The 14,761-nt window shown below is 60.7% G+C and carries 17 protein-coding genes; 6 read left to right on the top strand and 11 right to left on the bottom strand.

All coding sequences use genetic code 11. The features are described from left to right. Together AABM52_RS16210 and AABM52_RS16205 are read left to right on the top strand one after the other, a co-directional pair. Positions 1–702, top strand: a complete 702-nt coding sequence (locus tag AABM52_RS16210) for a response regulator transcription factor (protein WP_347906806.1) — start codon at positions 1–3, stop codon at positions 700–702. 4 nt (positions 703–706) lie between these two features. Beyond that, entirely contained in the window at positions 707–2,008 is a 1,302-nt protein-coding gene (locus AABM52_RS16205; RefSeq protein WP_347906804.1) for an ATP-binding protein, read from the top strand. A gap of 47 nt (positions 2,009–2,055) precedes the next feature. Here the strand turns inward: AABM52_RS16205 and AABM52_RS16200 are convergent, their stop codons facing one another. From AABM52_RS16200 to AABM52_RS16170, 7 genes are all read right to left on the bottom strand, one after another. Next, complete coding sequence (locus AABM52_RS16200; protein WP_347906803.1) at positions 2,056–2,817, bottom strand: transcriptional regulator; 762 nt, start codon at positions 2,815–2,817, stop codon at positions 2,056–2,058. Further along, on the bottom strand, positions 2,817–3,311 hold the full coding sequence (locus AABM52_RS16195) for an RNA polymerase sigma factor (RefSeq protein WP_347912638.1): 495 nt from the start codon (positions 3,309–3,311) through the stop codon (positions 2,817–2,819). Before AABM52_RS16195 ends, AABM52_RS16200 begins: the two co-directional genes overlap by 1 nt. Positions 3,312–3,365: 54 nt before the next feature. Beyond that, a complete protein-coding gene (locus tag AABM52_RS16190; RefSeq protein ID WP_347906802.1) occupies positions 3,366–3,908 on the bottom strand; it encodes a tetratricopeptide repeat protein in 543 nt (180 codons plus the stop codon). 263 nt (positions 3,909–4,171) lie between these two features. After that, positions 4,172–5,125 (bottom strand): D-2-hydroxyacid dehydrogenase family protein, encoded by a 954-nt coding sequence (locus AABM52_RS16185; protein WP_347906800.1) that lies wholly within the window; start codon positions 5,123–5,125, stop codon positions 4,172–4,174. A gap of 13 nt (positions 5,126–5,138) precedes the next feature. Beyond that, positions 5,139–6,164: an alpha/beta hydrolase gene (locus AABM52_RS16180; protein WP_347906798.1), complete on the bottom strand. Its 1,026-nt coding sequence runs from the start codon at positions 6,162–6,164 to the stop codon at positions 5,139–5,141. Positions 6,165–6,249: 85 nt separating this feature from the next. Next, positions 6,250–6,684 (bottom strand): YqaA family protein, encoded by a 435-nt coding sequence (locus tag AABM52_RS16175; protein WP_347906797.1) that lies wholly within the window; start codon positions 6,682–6,684, stop codon positions 6,250–6,252. Further along, the gene (locus AABM52_RS16170) at positions 6,684–7,130 is read right to left on the bottom strand and encodes a DUF411 domain-containing protein (RefSeq protein WP_347906796.1); all 447 of its coding nucleotides are present in this window, start codon (positions 7,128–7,130) and stop codon (positions 6,684–6,686) included. Before AABM52_RS16170 ends, AABM52_RS16175 begins: the two co-directional genes overlap by 1 nt. Before the next feature lie 385 nt (positions 7,131–7,515). Between AABM52_RS16170 and AABM52_RS16165 the strand changes: the two genes are divergently transcribed. Next, positions 7,516–8,046 carry a hypothetical protein gene (locus AABM52_RS16165; protein WP_347906794.1) on the top strand — a complete coding sequence of 177 codons (531 nt, stop codon included), beginning with the start codon at positions 7,516–7,518 and terminating at the stop codon, positions 8,044–8,046. Between the two features lie 47 nt (positions 8,047–8,093). Here the strand turns inward: AABM52_RS16165 and AABM52_RS16160 are convergent, their stop codons facing one another. Continuing rightward, the gene (locus AABM52_RS16160) at positions 8,094–9,089 is read right to left on the bottom strand and encodes an aldo/keto reductase (protein WP_347906792.1); all 996 of its coding nucleotides are present in this window, start codon (positions 9,087–9,089) and stop codon (positions 8,094–8,096) included. A 117-nt stretch (positions 9,090–9,206) separates the two neighbouring features. On the opposite strand from AABM52_RS16160, the gene AABM52_RS16155 reads away from it, so the two are divergent. Further along, a complete protein-coding gene (locus AABM52_RS16155) occupies positions 9,207–10,133 on the top strand; it encodes a LysR family transcriptional regulator (protein WP_347906790.1) in 927 nt (308 codons plus the stop codon). A 7-nt stretch (positions 10,134–10,140) separates the two neighbouring features. Here AABM52_RS16155 and AABM52_RS16150 read toward each other — a convergent pair whose 3' ends face one another. Beyond that, complete coding sequence (locus AABM52_RS16150; protein ID WP_347906788.1) at positions 10,141–10,278, bottom strand: hypothetical protein; 138 nt, start codon at positions 10,276–10,278, stop codon at positions 10,141–10,143. A gap of 157 nt (positions 10,279–10,435) precedes the next feature. Here AABM52_RS16150 and AABM52_RS16145 point away from each other — a divergent pair, with 157 nt between their 5' ends. After that, positions 10,436–10,624 (top strand): hypothetical protein, encoded by a 189-nt coding sequence (locus AABM52_RS16145; RefSeq protein WP_347906787.1) that lies wholly within the window; start codon positions 10,436–10,438, stop codon positions 10,622–10,624. 8 nt (positions 10,625–10,632) lie between these two features. Here the strand turns inward: AABM52_RS16145 and AABM52_RS16140 are convergent, their stop codons facing one another. Next, on the bottom strand, positions 10,633–11,004 hold the full coding sequence (locus tag AABM52_RS16140; protein ID WP_347906786.1) for a fe2+ zn2+ uptake regulation protein: 372 nt from the start codon (positions 11,002–11,004) through the stop codon (positions 10,633–10,635). Between the two features lie 248 nt (positions 11,005–11,252). On the opposite strand from AABM52_RS16140, the gene AABM52_RS16135 reads away from it, so the two are divergent. Beyond that, positions 11,253–13,592: an acylase gene (locus AABM52_RS16135; RefSeq protein ID WP_347906784.1), complete on the top strand. Its 2,340-nt coding sequence runs from the start codon at positions 11,253–11,255 to the stop codon at positions 13,590–13,592. Between the two features lie 57 nt (positions 13,593–13,649). Here the strand turns inward: AABM52_RS16135 and AABM52_RS16130 are convergent, their stop codons facing one another. Continuing rightward, entirely contained in the window at positions 13,650–14,651 is a 1,002-nt protein-coding gene (locus tag AABM52_RS16130) for a FecR family protein (protein WP_347906782.1), read from the bottom strand. Between the last annotated feature and the right edge of the window lie 110 nt (positions 14,652–14,761).

Raw genomic sequence — 14,761 nt, 5'->3', positions numbered from 1 at the left:
ATGCCCAACATCCTCCTGGTCGAAGACGACACCGCCCTCGCCGAACTGATTGCCAGCTACCTGGAACGCAACGGTTATTCCGTCAGCGTGATCGGTCGAGGTGACCATGTGCGCGAACGTGCGCGGCTCAATCCGCCGGACCTGGTGATCCTCGACCTGATGCTGCCCGGCCTCGACGGCCTGCAAGTCTGTCGCCTGCTGCGCGCCGATTCGGCGAGCTTGCCGATCCTGATGCTCACCGCCCGCGACGACAGCCATGACCAGGTCCTGGGCCTGGAAATGGGTGCCGACGACTACGTCACCAAGCCCTGCGAGCCACGGGTGCTGCTGGCCCGGGTGCGGACCTTGCTGCGCCGCAGCAGCCTCAGCGAGCCGCAGACCGCCAACGACCGCATTCTGATGGGCAACCTGTGCATCGACTTGTCCGAGCGCACCGTGACCTGGCGCGATCAGCTGGTGGAACTGTCCAGCGGCGAGTACAACCTGCTGGTGGTGCTGGCCCGGCATGCTGGCGAAGTACTGAGCCGCGACCAGATCCTGCAACGCCTGCGCGGCATCGAATTCAATGGCACCGACCGTTCGGTGGACGTGGCGATTTCCAAGCTGCGACGCAAGTTCGACGACCACGCCGGCGAGGCGCGCAAGATCAAGACCGTGTGGGGCAAGGGTTACCTGTTCAGCCGTTCCGAGTGGGAATGCTGAGCCGATGTTCAGAATCCTCTTTCGTTTGTACCTGGTGACCATCGTCTCGTTCAGCGCCGCGATTTACCTGGTGCCGGATCTGGTGGTCAAGGTGTTCCACGAGCGCTTTGTCACCTACAACCTCGATTACTCGCGAGGACTGCAAACGCTGATCGTCAAACAGTTTCACGGGGTCCCAGCCGAACAGTGGCCGGCCCTGGCCGCTGAAATGGACAAGGACTTCTCTCCTCTGCACATCGTGCTCAGCAGCAATGACGACAGCAGCCTGACCCCTGATGAACAGCAGCGCTTGCGCCGCGGCGAGAACGTCGTGCACGTGGGCGACTGGGGCTGGCGCACGCTGGCGGTCGCGCCGCTGAATGAGCGCACCGTGGTGCAAATGGTCGTGCCACCGGACCCGCTGGACGTCAACCTGTTGTACTGGAGCATCAACGTCCTGATCGGCGCGACCATGCTCGCGTGCCTGTTGCTGTGGCTGCGCCCGCACTGGCGTGACCTGGAGCGCCTCAAGGGCGCGGCCGAACGCTTTGGCAAGGGTCACTTGGGCGAGCGCACGCAAATCTCCCCGAATTCCAACATCGGCAGCCTGGCCAGTGTGTTCGACACCATGGCCGGCGACATCGAGAACCTGCTCAACCAGCAGCGGGACTTGCTCAATGCGGTGTCCCACGAATTGCGCACGCCGCTGACGCGCCTGGACTTCGGCCTGGCGCTGGCCCTGTCCGACGACTTGCCGGCGGCCAGCCGCGAACGCCTGCAGAGCCTGGTGGCGCACATTCGGGAACTCGATGAGTTGGTGCTGGAGCTGCTGTCCTACAGCCGCCTGCAAAACCCGGCACGGCTACCGGAGCAGGTCGGAGTGTCGCTGGATGAGTTCATCGACAGCATTCTCGGCAGCGTCGACGAAGAACAGGAATCCCCGGAAATCGTCATCGACGTGCTGCTCCACGGCCAGTTCGAACGCTTCAGCCTGGACCCGCGCCTGACCGCCCGCGCCTTGCAGAACCTGCTGCGCAACGCCATGCGCTACTGCGAAAAGCGCATTCAGATCGGGGTGCAGGTCTATGCCGGCGGTTGTGAGATCTGGGTCGACGATGACGGCATTGGCATTCCGGACGACGAGCGCGAGCGGATCTTCGAACCCTTCTACCGCCTCGACCGCAGCCGCGATCGCGCCACGGGTGGTTTCGGCCTGGGACTGGCGATCAGCCGCCGGGCACTGGAGGCCCAGGGCGGCACGCTGACGGTGGAAGCCTCGCCGCTGGGCGGAGCGCGGTTTCGCTTGTGGTTGCCGGCTTCGGCCTGACGCGCTTTGCAGGCGCTGGTGCAGCGCCTGCGTTGAGCCAAGGTTTCTCAGGTACTGAGGCGACTGCGCAACAGCTTCGCCATCTCCTCCAGATCCGCCATCGGCTGATGCCCGATCAGCATCCAGGCGTGTTCCATGTCGGCCCAATAGACGATATTCAGCTCGCGCCGCTGTTCCCGGGCGAAATGGCGGCTGCCGCTGTTGGAGCGGGTGACGCACAGCGCCATGGGGCCGTGCGCCGGATCGAGGTAGGTGATCTGGGCGATGGGCGCACCGTCGTACTCGAGGATTTGCGCGCGCTTGAACTCGGCACGGGGCAGGCTCAGTTTTGCCGGTGCGAGGTTGAGGCCCAGACGCGCATCGATGGTGCGCAGTTGTGCCCGTTGCGCGGCTTCATCGCCGGGCAAGTGATCCAGGGTTTCCGGCACGTAGAGCGCCATGTAATCGGCCACCAGGCCGCGCCAGTTATGTGTCTGCCGGCTCGCTTGCCAGCCGAGGAACAAGCGGTCCGCCAGCACGCCGCCGGCCAATAGCCCGGCCGCGGCGGCGAGGAACCAGCGTCGACTGAGCCCGGGGCGGGCGGGTGAGGGCATCGTGGCGAGCATGGCTTGCAGGCGATCGACCGGCGCCTGCCGGGCCAGTTCATCGTAGGCGTCCTTGAACGGCAAGCTGCTGCGATCCAGCCACTGCAGGCGCAGGCCGAGCATCGGGTCGGCACTGACGGCCGCGTCGACGCGCGCTCGCTGCTCGGTATCGAGTTGGTTGTCGAGGTAAGCTACCAGTTGTTCGTCCGAGGGTATCGCGTTCATCAATGTTCTCCTCGGTTAGGGGTGGGCACCGTGTGCAACGGTGGGTATTCGGCCAGTTTCGCCCGAGCGGCGGCCAGGCGACTCATGACCGTGCCGATGGGCACTTGCAACACCTCGGCGACTTCGCGGTAGGACAAGCCTTCGACATAGGCGAGAAACACCGTTTCGCGCTGGGCCTCGGGCAAGGCATCGACGCGGCGGATGACCTGTGCCGCCAACACGTGGGTCTGGGCCACGGATTCACCATCGAACGACAAGGCCTGATCGGCGTCTACCTGACCCTGACCCTGGCGCACCCGCCGGGCGCGGACTTCGTTGAGCCAGATCGAATGCAGAATGCTCAGCAGCCAATGGTCCATGCGCGTGCCCTGCACGTATTGCGCGGCCCGTTCCAGCGCCCGCACGCACGTGGCTTGCACCAGGTCATCGGCGACATGCCGTTGCCGGGACAACAGCAGGCCGTAGCGCCATAAACGCGCCAGATGCTGGTTCAGTTCCGTTCGTATAGCCTGATCGCTGGCGATGGCGACCTCCGTCCGGTCGTGTTGTCAGGTTTTCGATGAACCGTTGATGGCTTCGGCCAGGTCCTGGTACTCCTCGCATTGAGTACTGCCACAGATGGATTTGATCTGCTGCAGTTGCTCCTGTGCAAGATCCAGCCGGCCTTTGACCACATAGGCTTCGCCGAGGTATTCGCGGACCTGCGCGTACTGCGGGTCGAGTTTCACCGATTGCAGGTAATAGCCGATGCCTTCATCGGTACGTCCCAGTTTACGCGTGGCGTAGCCGCGATAGTTCAACGCTTTTGCGGTATTTGGCTGTTTCAGCGTGTCGAGCAGGGCCAGGGCTTCTTCATAACGCCCGTCCTTGGCCAGTTGATAGGCATAGTTGGTGCGGTCTTCGTCCGGCACCAGGTTGCTGGTCTGCTTGACGCACCGCTGCGATCGGGTATCCAGCACCTGACCTTTCGGGCAGCTGGGCCTGGTGGGCATATCATCACCGCCACCACCACCGTTGGCCATGGCGAGGGAGCCGGACAACGCAACGCTCAGCAACACTGGGGTCATCAGAACAGCAAAACGAATATTCATGGGCTTTGCTCCACAGGTTCATGGGTTTCGGATCAAGTCGCGCCTCGCCAGACGCAGCGTAAGGTTGATGTGATGAGAACACCGCAGCATGAACAATTATTCGTTACGTACTGGCGGTGTTTTCAAGGAAAGCACATAGCGCAGCGTTGTGTGCACTGAAGATCCCTGTGGGAGCGAGCCTGCTCGCGATGCGGAGTGTCATTCAACTTTGATGTCGGCTGATACACCGCTATCGCGAGCAGGCTCGCTCCCACATTGGAGTATCAACCCAGCAGACGAATCGGAGCGCCTTCCGACCAGGCCTGAATGTCCTCGATCATTTGCGAGAAAAACAGCTGGTAGTTCTGCCGGCTCACGTAGCCGACATGGGGTGTCGCCAATACATTGTCCAGGGTCCGGAACGGATGGTGGGCGGGCAGCGGTTCCTGCTCGAAGACGTCCAGGGCGGCACCGGCCAGCCGTTGTTTCTGCAGGGCCTTGATCAGCGCCGCTTCATCGACAATGGGGCCGCGAGCGGTGTTCACCAGCAGCGCCGTGGGTTTCATCCAGCCCAGTGCCTGGGCGTCCACCAGACCGCGACTGCGCTCGCTGAGCACCAGGTGCACCGACAGCACATCGGCCTGTTCGAACAGTTCCTGCTTGCTGACACAGGTCACACCGACTTGCGCCGCACGTTCGGCGGTGAGGTTTTCACTCCAGGCGATGACGCGCATGCCGAACACCTGACCGAACTGCGCGACACGCTGGCCGATGCTGCCCAGACCGAGGATGGCCAGTGTCTTGCCATGCAGGTCGCCACCCAGGCCTTGTTGCCATTGGCCGGCGCACAGGGCATTGGCTTCGACTACCAGGTTGCGGGTCGCAGCCATGATCAGCGCCCAGGTCAGTTCCGGCGCGGCGTGTTTGTAGCTGTCGGTGCCGCTGACCTGAATGCCCAGCGCGGCGGCGGCTTTCAGGTCCAGGGCCGCATTGCGCATGCCGCCGGTCACCAGCAGTTTGAGCTTCGGCAGGCGCCGCAGCAGGTCTTCATCGAACCGGGTGCGCTCGCGCATCACGCAGATCACCTCGAACCCGGCAAGGCGCTCGGCCAGGGTCTGGTTGTCGGCGGGGTAGTCATGGAGAAAACTCACCTGCCCGACGCCATCCAGCGCCGACCAGTCCACCACGTCCCGCGCCACATCCTGCCAATCATCAAGCACTGCAATCTGCACAGGCATCAGCCTTTCCTCTTCAACGCACGGGGTTGGTCTTGTTCAGCCAGGCGAGCAGGGCCTGGTGGAATTGTGCCGGTTCTTCCATCTGTGGCGCATGGCCCATGCCCGGGAATTCGACCAGTGTGGACTGGGGAATCAACTGGGCCACCTGTTTGCCAAGGACATCGTAGTGCCCGATCTTCGCCTTGACTTCGGGCGGGGCGATGTCACTGCCGATGGCGGTGGTGTCGGACGTACCGATCAACAGCAGGGTCGGCATCTTCAGGTTCTGGAATTCGTAGTACACCGGTTGGGTGAAGATCATGTCGTAGATCAGCGCCGAGTTCCACGCGACTTGCGTGTGCCCCGGGCCTTTGTTCAGGCCGGCGAGCATGTCGACCCAGCGATCGAACTCCGGTTTCCAGCGCCCGCCGTAATAGGTGCTGCGTTCATAGTTGCGGATACCCTCGGCGCTGAGCTTGAGTTCGCGCTCGTACCATTGATCCACCGTGCGATAGGGCACGCCGAGGGCTTTCCAGTCTTCCAGGCCGATGGGGTTGACCAGCGCCAGTTGCTCGACCTGTTCGGGGTATTGCAAGGCATAGCGAGTGGCGACCATGCCGCCGGTGGAATGCCCCAGCAGGGTGGCTTTCTGGATACCCAGGGCCTTGAGCAATTGCTGGGTATTCGTCGCCAGTTGCTGGAAGCTGTACTGGTAGTGCGCCGGTTTGCTGGAGGTGCAGAAGCCGATCTGGTCCGGGGCGATGACCCGATAGCCGGCGTCGCTGAGGGCTTTGATCGAGCCGTCCCAGGTGGCGCCGCAGAAATTCTTGCCGTGCATCAGCACCACACTGCGACCATTGGCCTTGCCGTGGGCGGCGACGTCCATGTAACCCATTTGCAGGGATTGGCCCTGGGACTCAAAGGCGAAGTGCTTGAGGGTGTAGGGGTAGTCGAAACCCTGCAACTCAGGGCCGTATGCCGGTCCTTCGGCGAGGGCGATGACGGGCAGGGCGGCGGTCAGTAAAAGGCTGGGTAACCAGCGGGAGAAGGGGCGCGACATGAGAGGGCTCCGTGGAAAATCCGCCGATGCTGGATCGACTCGATTAGGGCGGCATTAAACACAGGCAACCGCCGCCCTCGATGGTTCAACCCATCCAGCCCAAAGTCGCCATGGCCAGCACGCCGTAGCGGGCGCCTTTGGCCAGGGTGACGATCAGCAGGAAGCGTCCCAGCGGCTCGCGCATGACCCCGGCGACCAGCGTCAGCGGATCGCCGATCACCGGCAGCCAACTGAGCAGCAACGACCAATGGCCGTAGCGCTGGTAATGAAGCCGGGCTTTCTCCAGGTGCCGGGGGCTCATCGGAAACCAGCGTCGGTCGCGGAACCGCTCGATCCCGCGTCCCAGCCACCAGTTAAGCAGCGAGCCCAGAACGTTGCCGAACGTTGCCACCGCCAGCAGTGCCCAGAGCCAATAACGATCGCTGAGCAGCAATCCGACCAGCACCGCTTCGGATTGCAACGGCAGCAGCGTGGCAGCACCGAATGCCGCGAAAAACAGCCCGAAGTACGCGCCGGACATCAATGGGCGGGGTAGTCCGCAACCACCACGTCAGTGCCGTCCTTTTTCAGGCCGATGACCTGATAGGCATCGCTCATGCCGTCCATTTCCATGCCGGGCGAACCCATGGGCATGCCAGGGGCCGCGACGCCCAGCAGATCGTCGCGCTTGCTCAAGGCCAGGACCTGGTCGGCCGGGACATGACCTTCAACGAATTTGCCGTTGATCAACGCGGTGTGGCACGACGACAGGCGCGGCGGCACGCCGTGCTGTTGCTTGAACTCGCTCATGTTGGCTTCGACGTGGTCTTCGACCTTGAAGCCATTGGCCTCCAGATGAGTGATCCATTTTTTGCAGCAGCCACAATTGGCGTCGCGATGAACCTCGATCGGAATGAGGTCGGCGGCCTGGGCCAGGGAGGACAAGAACAGGGCGCTCAGGGCGATCAGACGCAGAGGGTTTCGCATGGGATTTGTCTCGGCTAACGGGCAAAAAAACGCATTTTGACCATTTTAATGGATCAGGCATTCAAGGAGTGTTTCTAATTGCTACAAAGGTGTGCCATTCGATGATAGTTGACCAACGCTGTCAGGCAGATGAAGGGCACATTACAAAATCGTCAGGTTGAAATGCCGAGGGTAAGTATCGGTGTTGATGAAAGCCAACTAGTCGCCATGTAAGAAAAGTCTGAAAGACCATTCTTTGATGTGCCAATGCCCAATAAACAAGAAGTTTTACAATATGTATCTTAATTGTACGAAATTTGTTAAAGCTCTGAATAAAGGTTTGGTCGCCTCAAGTACTTCGGCCGATACTCCTGACCTCCTAACTTGGTCAAACAAGGAGTTTTCAATGACTATCGGATATACCGGCGCCTGGACCGCGAAAGCGGGCCTGCTGGTTCGAGATACCGCCAGCAGGTCAAACCCTGTTCACCAGAACGTCAAGGTCAGGCAGATGCTTGACCTGGTGGGCAACAATCCAGTTGAGCTGGATACAGTCAAGATGGACAAGATGAAGTTGCGCAAGCAGATGAAGGGTTTTGATCCTACTAATATTTCAGTCAAATCCATGGGTAGTATCAGTGTCTTTTTGAAAGAGCGTGGCCTGATCAGCGATGTTACGGCGGTCACGCTGAGCAATGCCGGTGACAAGTTCGACCGGTTTGGCATCAAGGATCCTGACGCGAAGTTCAATGCGCTGGAATATTTCGCGACTCAACTGGAGAATATTCAGCACAACAATGTGAAGGGTAACAAGTACGCCAACTACTTGGTTCCAGAGTTCAAAAGAGCGATTTACGTACTGCAAAATCTGGAAATTTACGGCAAGAGCAACGGCCCCATGGTGAGGCCAGACAGTGTTCTCACGGAAGAGGCCTGACGCCATGTTGCTCGGCCCACTCAGTTCATAGAGCGGGCCGGTGCCCCTTACCGGTCGAGCAGTTTCATGACTTCTTCCGGATAACGCAGGCCAGCGGTGGCATTTTCCGGAAAGATCGCTTCCAGCGCGTGCAGTTCTTCGGCGCTCAGCGTCACCTCCAGAGCGGCCACGTTTTCTTCCAGGTATTTACGTTGCTTGGTACCCGGAATCGGAATCAGGTAGTCACCCTGGGCCAGCACCCACGCCAGCGCCAGTTGGCCTGCCGTCACGCCTTTTTCTGTCGCCAGCGCTTGTACCTGTTGCACCAGCAGCAGGTTTTTCGCGAAGTTCTCGCCCTGGAAACGCGGGCTGAAGCGGCGGTAATCGTCGGCCGCGAAATCATCCGGGCTTTTCAATGCGCCGGTCAGAAACCCCCGGCCCAACGGGCTATAAGGCACAAAGGCTACGCCCAGGCGCTGGCAGGCCGCCAGGCAACCGTTTTCTTCCTGATCGCGACTCCACAACGAATACTCACTTTGCAATGCACTGATCGGGTGAACCTTGTGCGCCCGCTCCAGGGTCGCCGCCGAGGCCTCGCTCAATCCCAGGTATCGCACCTTGCCGGCACTGACCAGTTCGGCCATGGCGCCGACGGTTTCTTCGATGGCCACCTGCGGGTCGATTCGGTGCTGGTAATACAGATCGAGGGTGTCCACGCCCAGGCGCTTCAAGCTGCCGTCGATGGACTGGCGAATGTATTCCGGCCGACCGTTGACGCCCCGGGCGGTGGGGTTGGCCGGGTCGCGGACGATTCCGAACTTGCTGGCCAGGAACACCTGGTCGCGCTTGCCGGCAATGGCTTTGCCGATCAGTTCTTCATTGGAGTGCGGGCCGTACATGTCGGCGGTATCGAGCAGGTTGACGCCCAGTTCCAGCGCGCGATGCAAGGTGGCCGTGGCTTCGCGGGTATCCGTGCCGGTGGTGTAGAAGTCGGTCATGCCCATGCAGCCCAGGCCGATAGCCGACACCTGCGGACCGTTTTTTCCCAATTGACGTATGTGCATGAAATCAGCTCCCTGTGAAATGAATCACCATTGTTCGTCTCGACAGAAACAAGATAAACCGGCTAAAACAGCTATCACTATTCGTTAAATCTAAATAATCAGCCGGTGGAGCCAGCAATGGACCGTTTCAACGCCATGCGCGTCTTTACCCGAATCGTCGAGTTGGGCGGCTTTGCCAAGGCCGCCGACAGCCTGCAATTGCCCCGGGCCTCGGTCACCATCCTGATCAAGCAACTGGAGGCGCACCTGGGGGTGCAACTGCTGCAACGCACCACGCGGCAGATCAGCCTGACGCTCGATGGCGCGGCCTATTACCCACGTTGCGTGCGCTTGCTGGCGGACCTGGAAGAGACCGAAGCGGTGTTCAGTGCCGCACGCCATAATCCCAAGGGGTTGCTGCGGGTGGACATGCCGGCGGGCGTGGGGCGTTTGATTGTGATTCCGGCACTGCCGCAATTCACCGCCCGCTATCCTTTGATCGAGCTGGAAATCGGCCTGAATGACCGGCCGGTGGACCTGATTCGCGAAGGTGTCGATTGTGTGTTGCGCGGAGGTGCGCCGCTGGACGATTCGCTTGTGGCGCGGCCGCTGGTGGTGTTGGATCAGGTGACCTGTGCCAGCCCCGACTACCTGCAGCGACATGCAGCCCCCCATACGCTCGATGACTTGCGCGGGCACCGGATGGTCGAGTACGTCTCCAGCAACAGTGGCAAACGCTTTGGGCTGGAGTTTGTCGTGGATGGCCAGGTGCGGTCGGTCGACCTGCCCAAGCAGGTGGCGGTCAACAGTGCCGATGGCTATCTGGCAGCGTGCGAGGCGGGATATGGCCTGGTGCAGACGCCGTACTATCACGTGGCGCGGCAGCTGGAGGAGGGGCGTTTGTGTGAAGTGCTGAAGGAAGTGCCGCCACCGGGCATGCCGATGACGGCGCTTTATCCGCCGCACCGCCAGTTGTCCCGGCGGGTGCGTGTGTTCGTCGATTGGCTGGTGGAGCTGTGTGCCCAGCCGGGCAATGACTTTTACCGAAAGGATTCAGGACATTGAGCAGCGGTTAGCGATGCTGGTAGTAACCCGGTCTGCCGTGGTTGTCATAGTGATCGTGATGCCAGCCCCCGTGGGGGAAAACAATGCAACCGCTCAGGGTCAGGATGGCAAGCAGGGGAATCAGCAATGTGATTCGACGCAACATGTGAAAGTCCTCATGGTTATCGCCGCAATGAAGCTAAAACTCTTCATCGGCTGTAACATGAGACCCCGCTTGTAGCCGCTTATTCCCGAAACAGGGTAAGCACTTGGCATGGGCGTCGATACAAACCGGATACATTTACAGATTCAGGAAACCCGCAATGACTCAGTCGCAACGTTTGAAATACTCGATTCTGATCTCCCTGGTGGTGCTGGGGATCATGTTTGGCCTTTCCTGGTTGCAGAACACCGGCGTCATCAGCGAAAAACTGTTCCAGTACATCGCCATTGGCGTGGCGGTGATCGTGGTAGTCATCAATGGCGTGATGCGCCGCAAGGTCAAGCCCTGATCATTCGATCATCGGTTGCGCAGGATGGCAGCAGCCTGTGGATGCAGGCTGTAGCTCTTGTCGGGGTTGAGGACAATCACGCCTTCGCTGCACAAGCGCTTTAGCACTTCACGCACGCTGAGAAAGGACAAGGGAATATCCAGGTCCAGCAATTGGCTGTGCACGCCACGCACGCCAAGGCTGCGGTCGTTTTCGGCGGCCGTCAGCAGGGCGTCGATGACTTTCAGGCGGATCAGACTGGTTCGCAGGCCAAAGCTTTTGAGCAGGACCCGGATCCGCTCGTTGCCGTGGCGATCGATACGCGGCTCGAATACGCCGACTTCCATGGAAGTACCCTTTGGCGCGTTGCTACCGTCCGTTGGCAGTTGCGAGTTGTACATTGCAAAACTCCTTTCAGAGCCTGATCAGGAAAAAATGGGCGCTCTTACAGGACTGAACGTATGAGCAGTCCGAATCATGAAGGCTCGAATGTAGAAAATTTGTCGCCATCGCGTGATCAACCTGTCAGTCCGTGGTCCGCTGCGCAGTAAATCCCTAAATTTTTGTGGTGAGCTTCGTCCCTACAGGGAGGCCCGGCGCGCGTGGGTATGCGCAGCCGTGGCCATCGAATTTTCGATCAGGAGCGAGCGTGATTATTTCCAGCCAGTTAGCCAGGTTGAGCCTGGCGGGTGTGACTCTGGGGTTGAGCCTGGGGCTGAGCCTTGCGGCAAGCGCGAGCGGTACGCCTGCGCCAACGAGCGCGGACATCCGCCGGACCGGTTTCGGTGTGCCGCACATCCGCGCCGACAACGAGCGTGGACTCGGCTATGGCATCGGCTATGCCTATGCCCAGGACAACCTGTGCCTGCTGGCCAACGAAATCACTACGGTCAACGGCGAACGTTCGCGGTACTTCGGGCCGGATCAGTTCACCATCGAAGAGCGGGAGAACCTGGTCAGCGATGTGTTCTTCACCTGGCTGAACACCCCGCAAGCCGTCGCCGGTTTCTGGCAGGCCCAGACCCCCGAAGTGCGTGAGCTGGTCGAAGGCTATGTGGCGGGGTACAACCGCTCCTTGAGCGAGCGTCGCGCCCAGGGTTTGCCGCCGCAGTGCCAGGGCGATTGGGTGCGCGACATCACGACGTCGGACCTGGTCAAGCTGACCCGGCGCCTGTTGGTCGAAGGTGGCGTCGGCCAGTTTGCCGAAGCCCTGGCCGGTGCCACGCCACCTCAGGCCGTGGTCCAGGCGTCGAACACACAGTCAGCGTTCCAGATGGCCGCCACACGGATGCAGCGCTTTGCCCTGGATCGGGGCAGCAACGCCGTCGCGGTCGGCAGCGAGCGTTCCTTCAACGGACGCGGCATGTTGCTAGCCAATCCGCACTTTCCGTGGGTGGGCGGCATGCGCTTTTACCAGATGCACCTGACCATTCCCGGCAAACTGGACGTGATGGGCGCGGCGTTACCCGGCCTGCCGGTGATCAACATCGGTTTCAATCAACATCTGGCCTGGACCCACACCGTGGACTCGTCCAGGCATTTCACGCTGTATCGCCTGCAACTGGACCCCAAGGATTCGACCCGTTACCTGCTCGACGGCCAGTCCTTGCCGATGGACAAGCAGACCGTGACCGTCAACGTCAGGCAGGCGGACGGGCAGGCCCGGGCGATTTCCCACGAGGTCTACAGCTCGAAATTCGGTCCGGTGGTGCAATGGCCGGGAAAACTGGATTGGGATCCTCAGTACGCCTACAGCCTGCGCGATGCCAATCTGGATAACGACCGCGTTCTGCAGCAGTGGTACGCGATGAACCGCGCTGAAAACCTCAAGGACTTCCAGGCCTCGGTGCACAAGATCCAGGGCATTCCGTGGGTCAACACGCTGGCGGCGGACGACCAGGGGCAGACGCTGTACATGAACCTCTCGGTGGTGCCCAACGTCAGCGTCGACAAGCTGGCGCAATGCAGCGATCCGCGAGTGGGCGTGCAGATGATCATTCTCGACGGCTCCAACAGCGCCTGCGCCTGGGACATCGACCCGCAGGCGCCACAACAGGGGATCTATGCGTCGGACAAGTTGCCGCAGTTGCTGCGCAAGGATTTTGTCCAGCATTCCAACGACTCGGCATGGATGGCCAACCCGGCGCAACCGCTGACCGGCTATTCGCCGTTGATCAGCCAGGACAGCCAGCCATTGGGGCTGCGTTCACGCTTTGCCCTGGACCGATTGAGTACGCTGACCCAGGTCGGGGCGGCGGATTTACAACACATGGTCATGGACGATCAGGTTTATCAGGCGAATCAAGTGATGCCGGACCTGCTGCAATTCTGCGCGGCGGATCTCGGTGCCGATGCCAAAACCCTCACGCCACTGTGCGCCAGCCTCAAGGCCTGGGACCGCAACGCCAACCTGGGCAGCGGTCTGGGTTTTGTGCACTTCCAGAATGTCATGGAGGCACTGGAGCCAGTGCCGGACGTATGGCGTGTGGCATTCGATCCGCAGGATCCGCAACGTACCCCGCGTGGAATCGCAGTCGATCACCCGCAGGTGGCAAAGGCGCTAAGGGCAGCGATGCTGGCTTCGGCTGAACAGGTCAAGGCGGCAGGCCTCAAGCCGGACAGTCGTTGGGGCGATATCCAGGTGGTCAGCAGCGGCGGACAACAGACGCCAATCCACGGCGGGCCGGGCGCGCTGGGGGTCTACAACGCCATCCAGAGCGTGCCGCGCAGCGACGGTAAGCGCGAAGTAGTCAGTGGCACGAGTTACCTGCAAGTGGTGACTTTCGATGAAAACGGACCGCAGGCCAAAGGGCTGCTGGCGTTCTCGTTGTCCAGCGACCCGGCCTCGAAGTATTCACGGGACCAGACGCAGGCATTTTCCAGGAAGCAATGGAGCGTGCTGCCTTTCACCGAGCAACAGATCCTGTCCGATCCGGACTATCAGGTGCAGACGATCCGCCAGCAGGGTGCCAAGGTGGCCGCGCAGTAAGGAAGTGGAGTTTTGCATGAACGCTGAAGGCTGCTACCCGCAAGGGTCGCGGCCTTTTCAGCTTTTCGGGGATGACTGCGGAATCGCGTTGACCACCAGATTGCCGTTCTGGTTGCGGGTCAGGTAGACCGGCAGCACCCGCGGCAAGGATTTCACCAGACCGTTGATCTCTTTGATGTTGTAGATGCCGCCGATGTGGATCGAGCCGGTGCTGTTGTCAGCCACCATCAACGGTTTGTCCAGATAGCGATTGATCAAGGGCAGCGCATCGCTCAGGGCCAGATCGTCGAGCACCAGCTTGCCCTGGCGCCAGGCCAGCGAGCTGTCATTGTCATAGGTCTGGCTGATGCGGGGGATGAAGTCGCCGTGGCGATAATTGGCCTGCATCGCCGGGTCAAGGCGCAAACCGTCGCCTTGCAGGTCGGCGTTGCTGCTGACCAGTACCGAACCCTCGATCAGGTTGACCTTGACCTGGTCTTCATACATCCAGACGTTGAATTGGGTGCCGGTCACGCGAATCCGGCCTTCGGCGGCCTTGACCACGAAGGGGTGGCGGGTGTCATGGCTGACCCTGAAGAAGGCTTCGCCTTTTTCCAGCGTGACTTGCCGCTGATCCTTGTAGTTGCTGTACGTCAACTCGCTGCCCAGGTTCAGTTCCACCTGGCTGCCGTCTTTCAAGGTGACCGTTCGAACATTGTCGGTCGCTTCGAAATGCTGGTACGCGTTCGGTACCCAGCCCAGGTGCCAGCCGCCATAACCGGCCAAGGGCAGTGCCAGGGCACACACCGTTGCTGCAATAGCCAGACGGCGCCACGGGTTTTCGGCTTGAGTGCGAACCAGCGGCACGACAGCTTCGGGACGGGGCAAGTCGCCGGCGACATCCCAGATCTCCAGCATCGCTTCGTACTCGAAGGCATGGAGCGGATGCGCATCACGCCATTGCTCGAACGCCTGGCGCTCTTGCTCGGTGCAGTCACTGGCGTGCAGACGCATGCACCAATGCGCAGCGGCATCGGTGATGGCGTCGTATTCGGCTTCCGAGAGCGTGTGATCGGTCATTGGCCCTTCCTGATTTCCTGCATTCTAACCTTGGGGGAAGTCTGCGAGAACATCAGTCATGGCATTTAACCATCAATGTGTGGTTTTTTTTCAACGCCTCGCCTCTGGAG

It is taken from the genome of Pseudomonas grandcourensis, from assembly GCF_039909015.1.
Taxonomy (GTDB): Bacteria; Pseudomonadota; Gammaproteobacteria; order Pseudomonadales; family Pseudomonadaceae; genus Aquipseudomonas; species Aquipseudomonas grandcourensis.
The sequence above is the reverse complement of the archived record's forward strand: the minus strand, read 5'-3'. Positions and strand labels throughout refer to the sequence as shown.

What these genes read in the sequence shown, in the direction of transcription:
- AABM52_RS16210 (WP_347906806.1), top strand. Translation starts at nt 1, where the DNA reads ATGCCCAACATCCTCCTGGTCGAAGACGACACCGCCCTCGCCGAACTG.
- AABM52_RS16205 (WP_347906804.1), top strand. Translation starts at nt 707, where the DNA reads ATGTTCAGAATCCTCTTTCGTTTGTACCTGGTGACCATCGTCTCGTTC.
- AABM52_RS16200 (WP_347906803.1), bottom strand. Translation starts at nt 2,817, where the DNA reads ATGAACGCGATACCCTCGGACGAACAACTGGTAGCTTACCTCGACAAC.
- AABM52_RS16190 (WP_347906802.1), bottom strand. Translation starts at nt 3,908, where the DNA reads ATGAATATTCGTTTTGCTGTTCTGATGACCCCAGTGTTGCTGAGCGTT.
- AABM52_RS16185 (WP_347906800.1), bottom strand. Translation starts at nt 5,125, where the DNA reads ATGCCTGTGCAGATTGCAGTGCTTGATGATTGGCAGGATGTGGCGCGG.
- AABM52_RS16180 (WP_347906798.1), bottom strand. Translation starts at nt 6,164, where the DNA reads ATGTCGCGCCCCTTCTCCCGCTGGTTACCCAGCCTTTTACTGACCGCC.
- AABM52_RS16175 (WP_347906797.1), bottom strand. Translation starts at nt 6,684, where the DNA reads ATGTCCGGCGCGTACTTCGGGCTGTTTTTCGCGGCATTCGGTGCTGCC.
- AABM52_RS16170 (WP_347906796.1), bottom strand. Translation starts at nt 7,130, where the DNA reads ATGCGAAACCCTCTGCGTCTGATCGCCCTGAGCGCCCTGTTCTTGTCC.
- AABM52_RS16165 (WP_347906794.1), top strand. Translation starts at nt 7,516, where the DNA reads ATGACTATCGGATATACCGGCGCCTGGACCGCGAAAGCGGGCCTGCTG.
- AABM52_RS16160 (WP_347906792.1), bottom strand. Translation starts at nt 9,089, where the DNA reads ATGCACATACGTCAATTGGGAAAAAACGGTCCGCAGGTGTCGGCTATC.
- AABM52_RS16155 (WP_347906790.1), top strand. Translation starts at nt 9,207, where the DNA reads ATGGACCGTTTCAACGCCATGCGCGTCTTTACCCGAATCGTCGAGTTG.
- AABM52_RS16150 (WP_347906788.1), bottom strand. Translation starts at nt 10,278, where the DNA reads ATGTTGCGTCGAATCACATTGCTGATTCCCCTGCTTGCCATCCTGACC.
- AABM52_RS16145 (WP_347906787.1), top strand. Translation starts at nt 10,436, where the DNA reads ATGACTCAGTCGCAACGTTTGAAATACTCGATTCTGATCTCCCTGGTG.
- AABM52_RS16140 (WP_347906786.1), bottom strand. Translation starts at nt 11,004, where the DNA reads ATGTACAACTCGCAACTGCCAACGGACGGTAGCAACGCGCCAAAGGGT.
- AABM52_RS16130 (WP_347906782.1), bottom strand. Translation starts at nt 14,651, where the DNA reads ATGACCGATCACACGCTCTCGGAAGCCGAATACGACGCCATCACCGAT.